20 protein-coding genes are annotated in these 16,161 nt (G+C 59.5%); 12 read left to right on the top strand and 8 right to left on the bottom strand.

Annotation, left to right across the window (positions count from 1 at the left end):
- Window positions 1-10 precede the first annotated feature (10 nt).
- The gene (locus tag DLM45_RS13930; RefSeq protein WP_181337675.1) at window positions 11-1,495 is read right to left on the bottom strand and encodes an amino acid permease; all 1,485 of its coding nucleotides are present in this window, start codon (window positions 1,493-1,495) and stop codon (window positions 11-13) included.
- A gap of 324 nt (window positions 1,496-1,819) precedes the next feature.
- Between DLM45_RS13930 and DLM45_RS13925 the strand changes: the two genes are divergently transcribed.
- On the top strand, window positions 1,820-2,065 hold the full coding sequence (locus DLM45_RS13925; RefSeq protein ID WP_181337674.1) for a CDGSH iron-sulfur domain-containing protein: 246 nt from the start codon (window positions 1,820-1,822) through the stop codon (window positions 2,063-2,065).
- Window positions 2,066-2,915: 850 nt separating this feature from the next.
- Window positions 2,916-4,223: an adenylosuccinate lyase gene (gene purB, locus DLM45_RS13920; protein ID WP_181337673.1), complete on the top strand. Its 1,308-nt coding sequence runs from the start codon at window positions 2,916-2,918 to the stop codon at window positions 4,221-4,223.
- A 56-nt stretch (window positions 4,224-4,279) separates the two neighbouring features.
- Here purB and DLM45_RS16695 read toward each other — a convergent pair whose 3' ends face one another.
- Together DLM45_RS16695 and DLM45_RS13910 are read right to left on the bottom strand one after the other, a co-directional pair.
- Window positions 4,280-4,951, bottom strand: a complete 672-nt coding sequence (locus DLM45_RS16695) for an excalibur calcium-binding domain-containing protein (RefSeq protein WP_210269847.1) — start codon at window positions 4,949-4,951, stop codon at window positions 4,280-4,282.
- Window positions 4,952-5,096: 145 nt separating this feature from the next.
- The gene (locus DLM45_RS13910; protein ID WP_181337672.1) at window positions 5,097-5,585 is read right to left on the bottom strand and encodes a YciE/YciF ferroxidase family protein; all 489 of its coding nucleotides are present in this window, start codon (window positions 5,583-5,585) and stop codon (window positions 5,097-5,099) included.
- A gap of 189 nt (window positions 5,586-5,774) precedes the next feature.
- Between DLM45_RS13910 and DLM45_RS13905 the strand changes: the two genes are divergently transcribed.
- Window positions 5,775-6,359: an RBBP9/YdeN family alpha/beta hydrolase gene (locus DLM45_RS13905; protein WP_181337671.1), complete on the top strand. Its 585-nt coding sequence runs from the start codon at window positions 5,775-5,777 to the stop codon at window positions 6,357-6,359.
- A 95-nt stretch (window positions 6,360-6,454) separates the two neighbouring features.
- Here DLM45_RS13905 and DLM45_RS13900 read toward each other — a convergent pair whose 3' ends face one another.
- A complete protein-coding gene (locus DLM45_RS13900) occupies window positions 6,455-6,781 on the bottom strand; it encodes a DUF1476 domain-containing protein (RefSeq protein WP_181337670.1) in 327 nt (108 codons plus the stop codon).
- A 385-nt stretch (window positions 6,782-7,166) separates the two neighbouring features.
- Here DLM45_RS13900 and purC point away from each other — a divergent pair, with 385 nt between their 5' ends.
- The 4 genes from purC (at window position 7,167) to purQ (ending at window position 9,505) form a co-directional block, all read left to right on the top strand.
- Window positions 7,167-7,970 carry a phosphoribosylaminoimidazolesuccinocarboxamide synthase gene (gene purC / locus DLM45_RS13895; protein ID WP_181337669.1) on the top strand — a complete coding sequence of 268 codons (804 nt, stop codon included), beginning with the start codon at window positions 7,167-7,169 and terminating at the stop codon, window positions 7,968-7,970.
- A 63-nt stretch (window positions 7,971-8,033) separates the two neighbouring features.
- Entirely contained in the window at window positions 8,034-8,276 is a 243-nt protein-coding gene (gene purS, locus DLM45_RS13890; RefSeq protein WP_181337668.1) for a phosphoribosylformylglycinamidine synthase subunit PurS, read from the top strand.
- On the top strand, window positions 8,276-8,728 hold the full coding sequence (locus DLM45_RS13885) for a hypothetical protein (protein WP_246317396.1): 453 nt from the start codon (window positions 8,276-8,278) through the stop codon (window positions 8,726-8,728). The genes purS and DLM45_RS13885 overlap by 1 nt, the downstream gene beginning before the upstream one ends.
- Window positions 8,729-8,803: 75 nt before the next feature.
- A complete protein-coding gene (gene purQ, locus DLM45_RS13880) occupies window positions 8,804-9,505 on the top strand; it encodes a phosphoribosylformylglycinamidine synthase subunit PurQ (protein ID WP_281365429.1) in 702 nt (233 codons plus the stop codon).
- Window positions 9,506-10,088: 583 nt separating this feature from the next.
- Here the strand turns inward: purQ and DLM45_RS13875 are convergent.
- Window positions 10,089-10,481 (bottom strand): hypothetical protein, encoded by a 393-nt coding sequence (locus DLM45_RS13875; protein ID WP_181337667.1) that lies wholly within the window; start codon window positions 10,479-10,481, stop codon window positions 10,089-10,091.
- A gap of 336 nt (window positions 10,482-10,817) precedes the next feature.
- On the opposite strand from DLM45_RS13875, the gene purL reads away from it, so the two are divergent.
- Entirely contained in the window at window positions 10,818-13,055 is a 2,238-nt protein-coding gene (gene purL / locus DLM45_RS13870) for a phosphoribosylformylglycinamidine synthase subunit PurL (protein ID WP_181337666.1), read from the top strand.
- 12 nt (window positions 13,056-13,067) lie between these two features.
- Here purL and DLM45_RS16690 read toward each other — a convergent pair whose 3' ends face one another.
- On the bottom strand, window positions 13,068-13,214 hold the full coding sequence (locus DLM45_RS16690; protein ID WP_343062347.1) for a hypothetical protein: 147 nt from the start codon (window positions 13,212-13,214) through the stop codon (window positions 13,068-13,070).
- Here DLM45_RS16690 and DLM45_RS13865 point away from each other — a divergent pair.
- A complete protein-coding gene (locus DLM45_RS13865; protein WP_343062344.1) occupies window positions 13,165-13,563 on the top strand; it encodes an FKBP-type peptidyl-prolyl cis-trans isomerase in 399 nt (132 codons plus the stop codon). The genes DLM45_RS16690 and DLM45_RS13865 overlap by 50 nt on opposite strands.
- A 15-nt stretch (window positions 13,564-13,578) precedes the next feature.
- Here DLM45_RS13865 and DLM45_RS13860 read toward each other — a convergent pair whose 3' ends face one another.
- Entirely contained in the window at window positions 13,579-13,875 is a 297-nt protein-coding gene (locus tag DLM45_RS13860; protein WP_181337664.1) for a hypothetical protein, read from the bottom strand.
- 296 nt (window positions 13,876-14,171) lie between these two features.
- Between DLM45_RS13860 and DLM45_RS13855 the strand changes: the two genes are divergently transcribed.
- A complete protein-coding gene (locus DLM45_RS13855) occupies window positions 14,172-14,987 on the top strand; it encodes a DUF2147 domain-containing protein (RefSeq protein WP_181337663.1) in 816 nt (271 codons plus the stop codon).
- A gap of 185 nt (window positions 14,988-15,172) precedes the next feature.
- Here DLM45_RS13855 and pqqA read toward each other — a convergent pair whose 3' ends face one another.
- On the bottom strand, window positions 15,173-15,262 hold the full coding sequence (pqqA, locus tag DLM45_RS13850) for a pyrroloquinoline quinone precursor peptide PqqA (protein WP_015598411.1): 90 nt from the start codon (window positions 15,260-15,262) through the stop codon (window positions 15,173-15,175).
- Between the two features lie 196 nt (window positions 15,263-15,458).
- Here pqqA and DLM45_RS13845 point away from each other — a divergent pair, with 196 nt between their 5' ends.
- Window positions 15,459-15,689: a BolA/IbaG family iron-sulfur metabolism protein gene (locus DLM45_RS13845; RefSeq protein ID WP_181337662.1), complete on the top strand. Its 231-nt coding sequence runs from the start codon at window positions 15,459-15,461 to the stop codon at window positions 15,687-15,689.
- A gap of 73 nt (window positions 15,690-15,762) precedes the next feature.
- Entirely contained in the window at window positions 15,763-16,104 is a 342-nt protein-coding gene (gene grxD, locus DLM45_RS13840; RefSeq protein WP_181337661.1) for a Grx4 family monothiol glutaredoxin, read from the top strand.
- Window positions 16,105-16,161 lie beyond the last annotated feature (57 nt).

Raw genomic sequence — 16,161 nt, 5'->3', positions numbered from 1 at the left:
CACCTCGCCGTTAGGCGGTGGCCAGCTTGCTGTTGCGGATCGAATAAACGAAGTAGATCACCAGTCCGACCGCGAGCCAGCCAAGGAAGCGCAGATGTGTTTCGTACGGCAGGAACAGTATCAATGCCCCGCATGAGATCACGCCGCAAATCGGCAGGAGAATGCCTCCTGGCGTCTTGAACGGCCGCGGCATGTCGGGATGGGTCGACCGCAGAACGATCACACCCGCGCACACCATCACGAACGCCGCGAGCGTGCCGATGTTGACCAGTTCCGCCAGAATACCGAGCGGAATGAACCCGGCCATCGTTGCCATGACGAGACCGGTGATAACGGTCGTCCGGACGGGTGTCTGCGTTTTCGGATGGACGACGGTGAAGAACGACGGCAGCAGCCCATCGCGCGACACGCCGACGATGATGCGTGTCAGCGCATAATAGAGAACGAGCATCACCGTCGAGAGACCGGCAATAACACCAGCCGCAACGAGCCCCGCAGCCGTGCTGTGGCCGATGCGAAGAAGGGATTCAGATGCTGGCGAAGGCACATTGAGAACGGTGTAAGGCACGATGCCCGTCATCAAGGCCGACACGATCACATAGATGACCGTGCAGAACACGAGCGCCGCAATGATGCCTCTCGGGACGCTGCGTTGAGGATCGTGCGCTTCTTCTACTGCGGTCGACACCGCATCGAACCCGACATACGCGAAGAAGACGATCGACGCCCCGGCGAGCACACCAATCGGCTTGCCGTCTACGTCATGACTGAACCAGCCGAACGGCAGGAAGGGCGACCAGTTCTCCGGATTGACGTTGAACACCGCCACCGCAATGAAAATCGTGATTGCCACGAGCTTGATCGCAACCGCCGCCGCGTTGATCCGCGCACTCTCTTTCACGCCGATAATCAGAAGAACCATCAGAGCGATGATGATGAGGAATGCGGGGAGGTTGATGATACCGCCCATCCCGGCTTTCTGAATTGCATCAGCGTGCGGATCGAATCCGAACCATTCGAGCGCGCCGCCAAGATACCCATTCCAGGCCAGCGCCGTAGGTCCGCGCGTTAGAGGCTCAGGCAGCCCGAAGCCTATCGCCTCCAGGCCGTTGTTCAAATACCCGGACCAGCCGTTCGCGACCGCGGCGACCGAGACACCGTATTCAAGGATGAGATCCCACGCGATAATCCAGGCGAGCAACTCGCCGAACGCCGCGTAGCTGTAACCGTAGGCGCTGCCGCAACCGCCGACACTGGAAGCGAGCTCCGCATAGGACAGCGCAGCGAAAGCACACGCGAGCCCGGCCACCATGAACGAGAGAACCACACCCGGCCCAGACTGCACCGCGGCCGCGTGTCCCGTTAAAACAAAAATGCCGGTACCGATGATGGCCCCGACACCGAGAAGAGTGAGATCGAACGCACTGAGGCAGCGCCGCAGTCCGAAGTCGGAGTCGTCGTAACCTACAGGCTTCTTCCGAAAGAGCTGGCGCATCAGCGATGGATCCCCTGGTCCCCAGCGCGGCTAGCCTCTCCGACCTATCGGTGCCAAGCCGCGCAAAATCGACAAACCCCGAGTCCGCTTGGTTCCCCCCTTGCAGCCTCCGGCGCGGCGCGAAGCTTCGCTCAGCCGCCCCCAGATGTCTACAACGCAGCTAAATCCATCCGGGGGTTCCCAAAATTGCCTCGGGCCGCTTGGGATCCCATACACCCAAATCCAGGTTGTCGCCTTGCCCCGTTCCTCCAAACCCGATAGCCAGAACGGAAAGTCGGGCACCCGGCCTCTCGGACATGCGGGAGACTGGGCAGGAGGATTGACATGTCGGAAGATGAGGCGGTCGTCGCGCAGACCGGGCCGTATCAGGTCGAATTGGTCCAGGGCGAGGAATACTGGTACTGCCGTTGCGGACGGTCGAAGACGCAGCCCTTTTGCGATGGGTCGCATGAGGGCACCAGCTTTCAGCCCATGCAGTTCACCGTCGACCACAACGGCACGTTTAACATCTGCGGCTGCAAAGCGACGGACGACGAACCGTTCTGCGACGGCACACATAACATCATCTAAGCCGACGATGCGCCGCGGGGTCGATCTCGCATTCCGATAGCGGACGCGGATCCGCTTTCGCGCGAACGCGGCAAAGCAAAAGTGAACAAAAAGTCGGGTAGAGAACGCCGCGCGAAAATCGAAAAAAGCGCTGGCTTTGAAATCAAGGGATGGGTGGATCGCACATCCCAATGCGCGGTCCATATATACGCCGGCGCAATGCCGGTGCTGAAATCGATCCCGCCGGTGAGGCGGCTGAAGTTAACGTCCCTGGGACGCCGACATGCATTCCGTCAAAAAGCGCCGTTCGAGCCTCGAAAGCTCATCCGGAACGGCCTTACCAGAACGACGAAACTCAGTGATCCTCTTTTTCACGAGTGCGTAGCATTGGCGCGGATCGTCGTCTGACTGTTCCATCTGGTGGACCAATTCGGCGAATTCACCGCTGCCCATCTGTTGTGCCATATCCTTCTAGTCTCCCGCTTTCATTTTTCGAAAGGCGACGCCTTACCTCTCGTCAAACCTTTCGACTCATTACCCCGTAAATGTATGGTCGCCGATGTTTGAATAGAATGGGCTGTTAAGCCCAACATCAACGATTTCGCTGAGTGTGTCTTTGACGCTGTGAATATAATCTGAACAGAAATTCCGCTCTCCACAGGCAACGCTCGTATCTAGCGGCTCGCTTCATGGCTGAAGCTCGACGATGACTTGCGCCTCTGCTTCACGAATTGTTTCAGATCGTTAGCAGCCCCGGCCTCTATTCGAAGCGACCTTCAGGCAAAGACGTTCGCGGAAATAGCGCCTCGATTGATTGCTGCGCCATTCGCGCTCTGCTACGCATCCCGTCGTTGCATCAAGGATTTAGCTTATGATTCCACGTTACTCGCGCCAAGAAATGACCCGCATTTGGGAACCGCAAACACGCTTTCGTATCTGGTTTGAAATTGAAGCTCATGCTGCAACTGCGTGTGCGCAAATCGGGCTAATTCCGGAAAGTGCGGCGAAAACGATCTGGGAAAAGGGATCAGCCGCCAATTTCGACGTTGCGCGAATTGACGAAATCGAAGCCGTCACCAAACACGACGTAATTGCCTTTTTGACGCACCTTGCCGAATTTATCGGATCTGATGCCCGTTTCGTACACCAAGGCATGACGTCGTCGGACGTTCTCGACACCTGCTTGAACGTGCAGCTTATGCGCGCCGTCGATATCCTGATTGCCGACGTCGATCGACTTCTGGCTGCACTCAAGACCCGCGCCTTCGAACACAAGAATACGATCACCATCGGACGCAGCCACGGCATCCATGCCGAGCCGACAACGTTCGGCATTAAGCTCGCCTACGCCTACGCCGAATTCGAGCGCGCCCGGCACCGTCTGATGGAGGCCCGTAAGGAAGTCGCCACCTGCGCCATCTCCGGCGCCATCGGCACCTTCGCGAACATCGACCCGCGGATCGAAACCTACGTCGCCGAACAACTCGGCCTGACGCCGGAACCTGTTTCCACGCAGGTCATCCCCCGCGACCGCCACGCGATGTACTTCGCCACCCTCGGCGTCGTGGCTTCCAGCGTTGAGCGGCTCGCCGTCGAGATCCGGCACTTACAGCGTACGGAAGTGCTGGAAGCCGAAGAGTACTTCTCGCCGGGGCAGAAGGGCTCGTCCGCCATGCCTCACAAGCGCAACCCGGTGCTTTCTGAAAACTTGACCGGCCTTGCCCGCATGGTCCGCGCCTATGCGATTCCGGCCATGGAAAACGTCGCGCTCTGGCATGAACGCGACATCTCACACTCAAGCGTCGAGCGCATGATCGGCCCTGACGCGACCGTCACTCTCGACTTCGCCCTCGTTCGCCTCGCAGGCGTAATCGAGAAGCTGGTCGTCTATCCCGAGACGATGAAGAAGAATCTCGACCGCCTGGGCGGCCTGCACAATTCCCAGCGCGTACTTCTGGCGCTCACGCAGGCAGGCGTCAGCCGCGAGGACGCGTATGCTCTGGTGCAGCGCAACGCGATGAAGACGTGGGAGCAAGGCAAGGACTTCCTGGCCGAACTCACCGCCGACAAGGATGTGACGGCCAAGGTTCCACCGGACAAACTGGCCGCCATGTTTGACCTCGATTATCACACCGCCCACGTCGACACGATATTCCGTCGCGTTTTCGGCACAGCCTGACGGAACGCGCGCGAAGCGCAACCTGACCGTCTCATGCGATTGCCGGCTCCGTTCTCTCAACGGTGCCGGCAAAGCTTATTGCAGGGCACGCCGTCTCCATCGCCATCGAGCTGCGTGAGCCCGCAGTCGTTGAGATAGTGTTTTGCCTCCTCGCAACTCGACATCTCGCGGCAAAAGCGTTTTGCACCGCACGCCTGCGGACTGGCCTCGACCGGTATCGGCTTTTCAGGCTCAGTCTCATCCGCGCCAGCATCCGCCGGAGCCATCAGAGTAACCGGACGTTTCGGCTCTTCGTCCTTGCGCCTTTCCTCACCCGGAAGAAAAAGCGGCGCAGCAAGCCCGAGCGTCGCCGCCAACTTCTTTACCCACGCGCGCCCGGAACATCCCGGCGCAACGGGCTCGCATTCTCTGCTGCACCCTTGATGCGGCGGCGGCCCGCAAACCGAAACGATGTCTTTCCAGCCGACACATTTCTTCGTTGCGAGACTTCGGTATCCGGGACCGCCTTTGCATCCGCATCCTTTGCAGGCGACGTCGCAGTGAATCATCCGTTTGACGGCTTCGCCAGCCTTGGCGGCCAACTCTTTCGATACCAGCGGACAAAATCGTTCCGCGTCTTCCGTTTCAACGGGATCGGACAACTGAGCGAGTGCTGGACGCGGAACAGCCGCTAGGGTGAATGCAAACACCCCACACACGACCAAAAGAGATTTGGCAGCGGCTCGCACCAACTCACACCTCCGCGACGGGAGACGACCCGGGGAAACCTACGGTCGATCGCGTGGAAAGTCAGCCTACCGACGAATGAAAAACGCCTCCCCGAAGGAAGGCGTTTCTGAACAGCGTAGAGAAATGCTGTGTCGCGTCGAACCGCTACGCGGCTTCCTTGTTGAGCCGCCCTTCGGCAAGCTTCGTCAGCTTGTCGTCCGCCGCATACTCTTCCTTGAGTGTCTTCTCGAGGATAGCAGCAGCATCCTTGTGGCCCAGCAGCTTCGCCCAAGAAACGAGCGTGCCGTAACGGGTAATCTCGTAGTGCTCAGCGGCTTGCCCGGCTGCGATCATCGCCGCGTCACGCGTGTCGGCATCTTTGATTTCCGACATCAGTTCCTCGCCCTCTTCAAGGATACCCTTGATGGCGGGGCACTCCGTGCCTTTCGGCTTACGCCCGAGCGCTTTGAACACCTCTTCGAGCCGGACGACGTGTTCTTTGGTCTCTTCCAGATGCCCCATAAAGGCCTCCGCAAGGGCAGCGGAATCCGACGCTTTCGCCATCTTCGGCAGTGCCTTCACCAGCTTGCCCTCGGCGTAATAGATGTCTTCAAGCGTATGATTGAAAAGGTCTTCCAGATTTTCGATTTTCATGGGGGGCGTCTCCTTGATCTTGCACTCATTCCCCTCGGCAACGTCCGCATGCTCGCCCGGTTCCGGAGTTATCGGGCACATTTTGTTGCCGCGCCGCACCGGAGCATCGACCAAAAGCCTGCATTGAGATGATGCGCGCCACCTCTGTCGCCTTCCCTAGCCGCGACACCTCCGCTAAGCACATCTGTGATGAAAAGCTCTGAAGTCGATATTCTGATTGTTCCCGGCTGGCAGAATTCCGGGGACGACCACTGGCAAACCAGGTGGGAACGAAACCTCAGGACCGCGCGCCGCGTCATCCAGGAGGATTGGGACAATCCGGAAGTGAGCGCCTGGGGCGACCGCATGGCAAAATTTGCCGGAGGCGCAACGCAGCCCGTCGTGGTCGTCGCGCATTCCGTCGGCGTACCGGCCGTGGTCTATGCTGCCGACAAGTTAAAACGAAACGGCGTCATCGGCGCCTTCCTCGTCGCGCCAGCGGATTTGGACTACGCAACATTCTGGCCCGACACCGGTGGCCGTCGCTGGCCGCCCGACAAAGGCACAGGCGGCTTCGACAAAATGCCGGACCGGCGTCTTCCCTTTCCGGCGCATCTGGTCGTTGCCAACAACGATCTCTATTGCAGCTATGCGCGTGCCGAGCTTCTCGCAAAGCAGTGGGGCGCAACCCTGATCGATGCAGGCGAAAGCGGACACATCAATATCGCGTCCGGTCATGGGCCGTGGCCCGACGGCCTGCTGCAGTTCGGGCAGTTCCTGAGCCGACTCGGCTGAGCGCCGCACACTGCACGCGAACGGAAAGCGATCGTCAGCCCAAACGCGCTGCACAAAATGATGGGCGGCCCGGTTGCCCGCGCCGCCCAATATCGTCAGCTCTTTGAGTTTTCGATCTCGACGACTGCTTTCGCCAGCGCCTCGGCCATCACCTTGCGGATTTCCGCATCGTCGATCGCCATGCCCTTCGCAGCGAAGTCACCCTTCACTTTGCGGAACACGTCGTCGTCGCCAGCTTCTTCCAGATCCGCCTTGCGAACAGCACGGATGTATCCGTCGAGTTCATCGCCGCTTAAACCGAGCTTTGCGCCGGCCCACTCCGCAACGGCTTTGTTGCGACGGCTCTCGGCTCTGAACTTCAACTCGGAATCGAGAGCGAACTTTTTCTCAAATCCCTGCTCGCGTTGGTCGAACGTCGTCATCTCGAAGTGTCTCCCTGAAGGTCCCGGACTGTCTGCCGGACCACTACTTCTGCGTGCAAGCAACAAAGACGCACGCCAGGAGCGTGTTGCATGAGCATTTCTGAGACGTCTTGAAACCGGGTTAACGAGAGGCTCCAAGATAAATCAAAGGTTTGGCTCAAACGCTCCCCGAACGCCGCTGCGGCTCATGGTCTACATTGTGTCGCCACCCGCGTTCGGCTAGTGTCCGGACCAGGCTTTCGAGCGCGAAAAGGCGCGCGGCTCCTTTCCTGCCAAGCACAAAAGAATTTGTAGAATCAAGGCGTCAGCGTACGAGCACCTGCTCGAATAGAGAGTCCACCTACGTATGAGTGAGAGCAAGCTTTTGATCCTCAGAGGTCCCGGAATGAACAAGCGTCGGCGCATCTACGAGGGCAAGGCAAAGGTCCTCTATGAGGGTCCAGAGCCGGGTACCCTCATCCAACATTTCAAAGATGACGCCACCGCGTTCAATGCAAAGAAGCATGCATTGATCGAAGGCAAAGGCGTGCTGAACAATCGCATCTCGGAATACATCTTCGTCAAGCTCGGCGAGATCGGCGTTCCGACTCACTTCATCAAACGCCTCAACATGCGTGAGCAGTTGATCCGTGAAGTGGAGATCATTCCTCTCGAAGTCGTCGTGCGCAACGTCGCGGCTGGCTCGCTGTCCACGCGCCTCGGCCTCGAGGAAGGCGCACAGCTCCCGCGCTCGATCGTGGAATTCTACTACAAGAAGGACGAGCTGAACGATCCGATGGTCTCGGAAGAGCACATCACCGCGTTCGGTTGGGCGACCCCGCAGGAAATCGACGAGATCATGCAGCTCGCGCTGCGCGTGAACGACTTCCTCGTCGGCCTCTTCCTCGGCATCGGCATCCGCCTCGTCGACTTCAAGGTCGAGTTTGGCCGCTACTACGACAACGATCAGGTGCGCATTGTCCTGGCTGACGAGATCAGCCCGGACTGCTGCCGCCTCTGGGACGCCCAGTCGGGTGACAAGCTCGACAAGGACCGGTTCCGGCGGGACCTCGGTGGCGTTCTCGAAGCCTACCAGGAAGTCGCCCGCCGCCTCGGCGTCCTGACGGAGACGCCGCGTCCGCGTGGTTCAGGCCCCGTGCTTGTTGCATCGAATCCCGATACGGGACCGGTGAACGGCAAGCCGAACTGAGATAACTCTTGCTCTCCCCGCAGCCCAGCGGGGAGAGACACCACAGGACCACATCGCACCATCATGAAAGCCCACATCAAGATCACGCTTAAGAACGGCGTCCTCGACCCGCAGGGTAAAGCGATCGAAGGCGCGATCCGCGGCCTCGGCATCTCGGGCGTAGGTGATGTCCGGCAGGGCAAGTACATCGAAGTCGACCTCGGCGAAACCGATCCGGCTAAGGCCAAGGACGTTGTCGAGCGGATGTGCAAAGACCTGCTCGCCAATATGGTCATCGAAAACTACAGCTACGAGATCGCGCCCTGATGCGCACACGGCCGTGGATGATGGCAGCGGGCATCGCCCTTTTCCTCGCCGCGCCGGCTTCAGCAGATCCCGCGTCTTCACCGCCGACGATCGACTGCGCTGCGGGCTTTGAAGGAATCAGGGCCCAGGTCAGCGCGCTTCCAGGCATCCAGCAAGCATCACAAGACCGGTTCGATGTCGTCACGCTGTCCGCTCCCGACACGTGGCGGGTCAGCATCGCCTTCACTCGGCCGGATCATCCCGCGCACCCATCCGTCGTGATGCGTACGTCACGCAAGCAGGTGACGGGCGTATGGACGGCTGAAAGCAAAGGATGCGGATTTGGCGACTCGAGCGTCTTCGCCGCTTTGATGGCGGAAATGAAAACAGAAGATTCGCGGCTAACCAACGAGTCGAGAGCCGTCGTCGAGCGCGAAAGACGAGACCGCTCGCCGCTTTCGCCATCACCCTGACGCCGCGTCAGTCGCGTTCTGGACACGCACTGAATACGCCCGTAATGGTCCTACATCGTCTATCGGAGAATTGAGATGCTGCGCGCGTCCGTCATCGTCTTTCCAGGGTCCAATTGCGATCGCGACGTCAAGACCGCGCTTGAGCGGGTGACGGGCTATTCGCCGAAGATGGTCTGGCACGGCGACGCCAGCGTTCCCTCCTCTGACGTCATCGTGCTGCCCGGCGGCTTTTCCTTCGGCGACTACCTGCGTTGCGGCGCGATGGCGGCCCACTCCCCGATCATGCGCGACGTCGTCGCCAAGGCGAAAACCGGTACGCCGGTGATCGGCATCTGCAATGGCTTCCAGATCCTCTGCGAGACAGGCTTGCTTCCGGGCGCACTGCTCCGCAACGCATCCCTCCACTTCATCTGCCGCGATGTATTTCTGAAGGTCGAGAACGATCAATCGTTCTTCACCAAATGCTATCGCAAGGGCGAAGTGATCCGCATTCCGATCGCCCACGGCGAAGGCAACTACTTCGCCGATACCGATACGCTGGACCGTCTCGAAGGCGAAGGCCGCGTCGCATTCCGCTATTCGGATGCGGCAGGCTCAACGGATGCAGCGGCCTCACCGAACGGCGCCCAGCGCAACATCGCCGGCATCACGGACGAGACGGGCCGCATCCTCGGAATGATGCCCCATCCCGAACGGCTCTACGAAGCTGCGCTCGGCGGCACCGACGGACGGCGCATATTCGAAAGCATCCTGCTTTCGACGCTCGAAGCCGCCTGATCCTGGCGCCGTTTCCGTCCGCAATTGTGATCTTTCAGGGGCAGCGCTTCCGGCCTCTTGTCGAACGTGGAAGCGCACCTAAATCCTAATGGATTGCGGGGCCGGGCCCCTCTGGCAGAGCCAATGACGGCGCTGCGATGTCGGACCGCATCGGGCACGCCCGGTGCTATTCTTTTTTCGCCGGACACGCCCTCCATTCCGACTGGAGGTTCCTATGCTTCCCTATTTTTCCACTTTGCTTGCACGTGCCACCGCCATTCGCGAAGCGATTGAGCGGGAGGAGCGCTTAGGTGCGCTCGACTCCGTCAAGCTTATGCGATTGAAAAACTTGCATCTGCGCCTGTCCGCGAGGATGCGCGACCTCATCGCGATGGCATCCGCTCCGCGCTTGCGGTCAAACTTCCTGTACGCGAGAGCAAATTCCACACCGGCCATCCCCCATCGCTGGTGAAAGCCAAAACGTTAAAGCGCGTTGACGATCCAAAACGTCAACGCGCATAAAAAAGGGGAGAGAGCTTTCGCTCCCTCCCCCAATTCGAACAACTTGCAAGCGTGGACTTGGAAGCGCCGAATTCGTTAGCGGTTACTTCGCAGCAGCCGCATTGTAGGCGACGCGCTGAGCAACCTTCACCGTCATGTTGGTCGCGCCGGGCGCACACTGGAAGATCACCGATCCATCCACGGCGTCGACGCTACCGGTTGCACCCGAACCAACCGTCAGGTTGACCCGGACAGGTGCCGTTGCTGGAGTTCCGTCACCGGCGTAGGCGTCCGACAGCATCAAGGTCAAGCGGCAGGCACCATCTGTCGCGGCGTAATAGCCGACCGCACGCTTTGAACCGACGGTGAAGCTGACACCCTTGAGCGGTTTGACATGATAGGCAGCCGGCTCACCCGCCGAAACTCCTGCAGCTCCTGAGAGCATGGCCAAACCAGAGAAAAGCGCTACGGAAGCGAGTTTCGCGAAATTCCTCATTGGAGGGATCTCCACATTCAAGAACGTTGAGTTCAAGCCCGCGCACAATTGTCTGGGCATGACGCCAACGCTGATCACCAAGATAAGCGCATGACCCGCCAGTAAAATCCCAAATTGTTGCAATGCGGTAATGCGAGCTGTGCAGCGCGGAACGGTCACAGCCCAAACGGGTAGGACACGTCATCCGCAGCTCAAGCGAGTATGTTAGGCGCCCGCCTCCAGTTGGGTCGCACCGGGGGCAAAGAGCCTCGCGCAACGCGAGTCGCCAGCGCACAACAAACCGCTATAAAGCGACCACGAGACCTCCCCACACAGATTCGCTTACGTGAGTGCCCGATGGCCGCTGAGACGACGAAAACAATCACTCCCGAAATGGTGGCCGAGCACGGCCTGAAGCCCGACGAATATCAGCGCCTTCTCGAGATCCTCGGCCGCACGCCGTCGATCTGCGAACTCGGCATCTTCTCCGTCATGTGGAGCGAACACTGCTCCTACAAATCGTCTCGCGTCTGGCTGAAGACTTTGCCGACCTCCGGCGCGAAGGTCATCCAGGGCCCTGGCGAGAACGCTGGCGTCGTCGATCTCGGCGGCGATGATGCCGTCATCTTCAAAATGGAAAGCCACAACCACCCCTCGTACATCGAACCGTTTCAGGGTGCCGCGACCGGCGTCGGCGGCATCATGCGCGACGTCTTCACGATGGGCGCTCGCCCCGTCGCAAACTTGAATGCGCTGCGCTTCGGCGCTCCCGATCACGCAAAAACGCGCCATCTCGTCAACGGCGTCGTTGCGGGCATTGCCCACTACGGCAACTGCACCGGCGTTCCGACGATCGGCGGCGAAACAAACTTCGACGAGGGTTACAACAACAATATCCTCGTCAACGCCATGTGCGTTGGCCTTGCGAAGAAGGACAAGATTTTCTACTCGGCCGCAAAGGGCGTTGGCCTGCCTGTCGTCTACGTTGGCTCTAAAACCGGCCGCGACGGCATCCACGGCGCAACGATGGCCTCCGCCGAGTTCGACGAGAAAAGCGACGAAAAACGCCCAACCGTTCAGGTCGGTGACCCCTTCACCGAAAAACTGCTGATTGAAGCGTGCCTCGAATTGATGGCAACGGACTCGATCATCGCCATTCAGGACATGGGCGCCGCGGGCCTCACCTCTTCGACGTCCGAAATGGCGGACAAGGGCGGCGTCGGCATCGAGCTCAATCTCGATTACGTACCCCAGCGCGAAACCAACATGACCGCCTACGAGATGATGCTCTCGGAAAGCCAGGAACGCATGTTGATGATCCTGAAGCCCGAGCGCGAAGCTGACGCAAAGGCGATCTTCGCGAAATGGGGGCTCGACTTCGCCGTCATCGGCAAGACGACGGACACCGGCCGCATGGTCATCATGCACAAGGGCAATGTCGAAGCCGACCTTCCGGTGCCAGTGCTCGCGAACTCCGCGCCGCAATACACGCGACCGTATGAAGAGCCAAAGAAGCTCGCGAAAATTCTGCCCGAATGGGTGCCCGCACCGAACGCCGTACTCGGCACCCTCAAGACGCTCATGTCCGGTTCGCACCTCGCGTCGCGCCGCTGGATCTGGGAACAGTACGATCACATGGTCATGGGCGACACCGTCGGCCGGCCGGGCGGAGACGCTGGCGTCGTGCGCGTGCACGGCACGTCGAAAGCCATCGCCGTCGCGTGCGATGTGACGCCGAGATACGTCACCGCCGATCCCGAGGAAGGCACGAAGCAGGCCGTCGTCGAAACCTGGCGCAATCTCACCGCCGTCGGCGCTGATCCGCTCGCGATCACCGACAACATGAACTTCGCCAATCCCGAGCGTCCTGAAATCATGGGGCAGTTCGTGGCGAGCGTGCGCGGCATGGGCGAAGCGTGCAAAGCGCTCGACTACCCCGTCGTTTCCGGCAACGTCTCGCTTTACAACGAGACGAATGGCGTTGGCATTCCACCCACGCCCGCAATCGGCGGCGTCGGTCTGATCCCGGACGCAACGAAACTCGCCGACATTCGCCTGAAGACCGAAGGCGACATGCTTATCGTCATCGGCCGCGAGGAAGGCCATCTCGGCCAGTCGCTTTACCAGCAGCACGCCACCGGCAAGTTCGAGGGCGCTCCGCCGCCCGTCGATCTGCAATCGGAAATCAAAGCGGGTCGTCTCATCCGCAGCTTAATTCGCGAAGGCCGCGTCTCCGCCGTACACGATTGTTCGGACGGCGGCCTCCTCGTCGCCATCGCCGAAATGGCGCTCGCAGGCGGCGATCATGGTTTAACGCGCGAAGCGTCCGGCCTCGGCGTTGAACTCTATCCCTACGAAGGCAAGCTGCCAGCACACGCCATCTGGTTCGGCGAAGACCAGGGCCGATACGTCGTCGAAGTCAGTCCGCAGAAAGCGGAAGAAGTTCTGGAACGCGCCCGCTTGTTGGAACTGCCGGCTCGCATCGTCGGCCGCGTATCCGGAAACGCGCTGAGCATCAAAGGCGAAACAGCCCTGCCGCTCTCCGAACTCCGCACCGCGCACGAATCCTGGCTGCCGAAATTAATGGGCGCCTGAATCGAGAGACACTCATTCTCGCAACACGAATGGAGCAAGAACCGAGATGCGCAAAGCCTCACGGGCAATAGTCGTCAGAACCGCCGCCGCCGCGCTTGCCGCCTTCGCGATAAGCGCCAGCATCAACCCCGCATTTGCAGAACCACAAGGATCTACCATGACCACCACATCGTCCGGCCTTCAGATCGAAGACACCGTCGTCGGCACCGGCGCGACGCCCGCAACGGGGCAGACGTGCGTAATGCACTACACGGGCTGGCTCTATGAGGATGGCAAGAAAGGCGCGAAGTTCGACTCGTCCGTTGATCGCGGACAGCCCTTCGAATTTCCAATTGGAACCGGCCGCGTCATCAAAGGCTGGGACGAAGGCGTCGCCACCATGAAGATCGGCGGCAAGCGCACGCTCATCATTCCGGCCGCGTTGGGATATGGCGCGCGCGGCGCCGGCAGTGTTATCCCGCCGAACGCCACGCTTATTTTCGATGTCGAATTGCTCGACGTGAAATAGCGAACGTAAATCGCGCTATTTGTGCGCGCCCGAGTGGTCGTGCATTTCTTTATTCGCAATCGAACCGTCATCCGGCTTCGCGTTGGGCATCGATGTCGATCCCGACGTGTCGCCGTTGACGCCCGGCTGCTCTTGCATCTGCTTTTCCGAAAGACTGCCTGAGTTCGGCTTCGCCGTCGCGTTAGACGTCGAACCACCCATGGTTCCCGGATGATCCTTCATCGCTTTGGTGGTGATGTTGCTATCTTCTGCTGCGAACGCGAACGTTGTCGACAAGGCAAGCGCCAGCGCTGCCAAAAATGCCTTCGGCATTGGAACCACTCCTGTTTGAACGAGTTATGTTCTGTCCAATGCGAACCGCTCGCGCTGCTGCGCGAAATGTTCGCAGTTTAATTGCGCCATTCGCAGGCGCACATGTCGTTACGCCACCGTGAGGGGCCTCGTTTCACGCTTCCAATTATTTTTTTTCGACAGTCTCGCGCGCTGAACCGAGACCATGAAATCGGCCAAGTCCCTCCTGTTCCATGCGGAACAGTTACGGCCGCGAAAAACCGCTTTAAGGAGCCCAGAGTTTTCAGCCAGATTTTTTTTTCACGAAGGAGCAGGTCATGAGCGGAATGAAGTTAATCGCATCCGCATGTGCAGTCGCCTTGTTGCCAGCCGGTATAACCGGCGCAGCTGCTGCAAACGACCCAATCGGAATCTGGCTGAACGACACCGGACGCGGCGCCGTTGAAATCAAGAAATGCGGCGACACGCTTTGCGGTCACGTCGTCTGGGTGAAAGACACATCCGACAGCAAAGGTTGCGGCAAACAGATCATCGGCAACGTCGCCTCTGTCGGCGGCGGACGATGGGACAACGGCTGGATCTATTCGCCAGAACGCGGCCGCCGCTACAATGTCGAGATCACACCACTGGCCAACGGAACACTTCGCGTCACCGGTTATGCAGGCATGAGGTTCCTGTCCAAGACCATGGTCTGGAAGCGCGCGCCGGATAACCTCGAGCGCTGCGATGCCGTGGAAGCAAAGGCAGCTCCAACGGCGACGCCTCAACCGGCGCCAGAGCCGAGTTCGTCAGTCGCGAGCGTCGCGCCGTCAGCATCGAACGCCCCTGCTGCCGAAACGCCGAGCGTCCCAACCACAGCAAACCCTCCAGTCGTGACGAACCCAGCGCCAAACGACAATACGAAGTTGGCCGCGCCGAGCAGCGAAGCATCGACGCCGCCCGTATCAACCCATGAGGAAGCTGCATCTACCGAAGAGTCCAATCAGGAAACCGCATCAGCGGAAGACAACGGGCCCGACATCGCCGAGGCTCTTAACGGATTGGGCCTTGGCAAGGTCATCACCAAAACCAAGTCGGGCAAATGCAAGCTCGACCTTCCGTGGGTGAAAGTAACGCTCGACTGCGATCGCTGAGAAACCTCGCGAACAGACGCAACCGAATGCGGGCGTTCCCTCCGCTCGCTTAGCGCCACGGCCTCCCCCCGTCCTTGGCGCAAACGAGACGCCCGCCCAAATGAGCTGGGCGGGCGTCTCAAAATAAAAACGCGACGGCTGGAAAATCCCAGCCGTCGCGCTCTAGAAAAAGTCAGTCGATCGACTTAGATGAGGTCGATCTCAGCCGGCAGATACGAAGTAACTTCGAGGCCGACTTCCTGCTCGCGAACTGCGGGCTTGGTCCAGGTCTTCATGGTGTCCTCCATTAGACATTTCCAGGAACGTTCGTTCCCTATAGCTAATGTAGTGACGCGCGACGATAACGTCCAATCGCAATCGCGTGAGAGAGTCATCAGAAATACTGATCCGATACCTTGCTTCGCCTGATCGATCGGGTGATAAAATCACTCTAAATTCCAAGCAAATGGCAACTTCCAGGAGCCGACTTGAATGCCGATGCCCGCAACCGAAATTGAACGCCTTATTAAGGCCAGCCTTCCTGACGCAATTGTTCAATTGAAGGACCTTGCGGGCGACAACGATCATTGGGCCGCCCACGTGATCTCGCCCTCCTTCAAGGGCAAGAGCCGCGTGCAGCAGCACCAGATGGTCTATGACGCACTCGGCGGCCGCGTTGGCGGTGTTTTGCACGCCCTGCAGCTCACCACCGCAGCCGATTGACTTCGCACCGCGACTAACCACATTTCGGAATTGAATGGAGCGCGGGCCGCTCCCGCGCAAAGGAACATCCGGTATGACCGACCCTACTCAAGCAAAAATTGCCGAGACGATTGCCGCCAATGACGTCGTGCTTTTCATGAAGGGCACGAAGCAGTTTCCGCAGTGCGGCTTTTCCGCGACGGCCGTAAAGATCCTCGAACACCTCGGCGTCGCCTTCAAGGATGTCGACGTTCTTGAGGACGCTTCGATCCGCCAAGGCATCAAAGACTTTTCCAACTGGCCGACCGTGCCGCAGCTCTACGTGAAGGGCGAATTCGTCGGCGGTTGCGATATCATGCGTGAAATGTACCAGGCAGGCGAGTTGCACGATCTCATCTGCGACAAGGGCATTCCGCATAGCCATCATCACGCCTGATCCGGCGCACCAAATTCAAAACCGGCGAAGCAGCTATCTGCTCCGCCGGTTTTTTTA

The sequence above is a fragment of the Hyphomicrobium methylovorum genome (genome assembly GCF_013626205.1).
GTDB classification, from domain to species: domain Bacteria; phylum Pseudomonadota; class Alphaproteobacteria; order Rhizobiales; family Hyphomicrobiaceae; genus Hyphomicrobium_B; species Hyphomicrobium_B methylovorum.
The sequence above is the reverse complement of the archived record's forward strand: the minus strand, read 5'-3'. Positions and strand labels throughout refer to the sequence as shown.

Excerpts from the sequence above, each read along its gene's own strand:
- DLM45_RS13910 (WP_181337672.1), bottom strand. The coding sequence starts at position 5,585 with ATGAAAATCGAAAATCTGGAAGACCTTTTCAATCATACGCTTGAAGAC.
- DLM45_RS16690 (WP_343062347.1), bottom strand. The coding sequence starts at position 13,214 with ATGGTAGATCCTTGTGGTTCTGCAAATGCGGGGTTGATGCTGGCGCTT.
- purB (WP_181337673.1), top strand. The coding sequence starts at position 2,916 with ATGATTCCACGTTACTCGCGCCAAGAAATGACCCGCATTTGGGAACCG.
- DLM45_RS13860 (WP_181337664.1), bottom strand. The coding sequence starts at position 13,875 with ATGCCGAAGGCATTTTTGGCAGCGCTGGCGCTTGCCTTGTCGACAACG.
- DLM45_RS13905 (WP_181337671.1), top strand. The coding sequence starts at position 5,775 with ATGAAAAGCTCTGAAGTCGATATTCTGATTGTTCCCGGCTGGCAGAAT.
- DLM45_RS13930 (WP_181337675.1), bottom strand. The coding sequence starts at position 1,495 with ATGCGCCAGCTCTTTCGGAAGAAGCCTGTAGGTTACGACGACTCCGAC.
- DLM45_RS13875 (WP_181337667.1), bottom strand. The coding sequence starts at position 10,481 with ATGAGGAATTTCGCGAAACTCGCTTCCGTAGCGCTTTTCTCTGGTTTG.
- pqqA (WP_015598411.1), bottom strand. The coding sequence starts at position 15,262 with ATGAAGACCTGGACCAAGCCCGCAGTTCGCGAGCAGGAAGTCGGCCTC.
- DLM45_RS13855 (WP_181337663.1), top strand. The coding sequence starts at position 14,172 with ATGAGCGGAATGAAGTTAATCGCATCCGCATGTGCAGTCGCCTTGTTG.
- DLM45_RS13845 (WP_181337662.1), top strand. The coding sequence starts at position 15,459 with ATGCCGATGCCCGCAACCGAAATTGAACGCCTTATTAAGGCCAGCCTT.
- purC (WP_181337669.1), top strand. The coding sequence starts at position 7,167 with ATGAACAAGCGTCGGCGCATCTACGAGGGCAAGGCAAAGGTCCTCTAT.
- purS (WP_181337668.1), top strand. The coding sequence starts at position 8,034 with ATGAAAGCCCACATCAAGATCACGCTTAAGAACGGCGTCCTCGACCCG.
- DLM45_RS13900 (WP_181337670.1), bottom strand. The coding sequence starts at position 6,781 with ATGACGACGTTCGACCAACGCGAGCAGGGATTTGAGAAAAAGTTCGCT.
- DLM45_RS13885 (WP_246317396.1), top strand. The coding sequence starts at position 8,276 with ATGCGCACACGGCCGTGGATGATGGCAGCGGGCATCGCCCTTTTCCTC.
- DLM45_RS13925 (WP_181337674.1), top strand. The coding sequence starts at position 1,820 with ATGTCGGAAGATGAGGCGGTCGTCGCGCAGACCGGGCCGTATCAGGTC.
- purL (WP_181337666.1), top strand. The coding sequence starts at position 10,818 with ATGGCCGCTGAGACGACGAAAACAATCACTCCCGAAATGGTGGCCGAG.
- purQ (WP_281365429.1), top strand. The coding sequence starts at position 8,804 with ATGCTGCGCGCGTCCGTCATCGTCTTTCCAGGGTCCAATTGCGATCGC.
- grxD (WP_181337661.1), top strand. The coding sequence starts at position 15,763 with ATGACCGACCCTACTCAAGCAAAAATTGCCGAGACGATTGCCGCCAAT.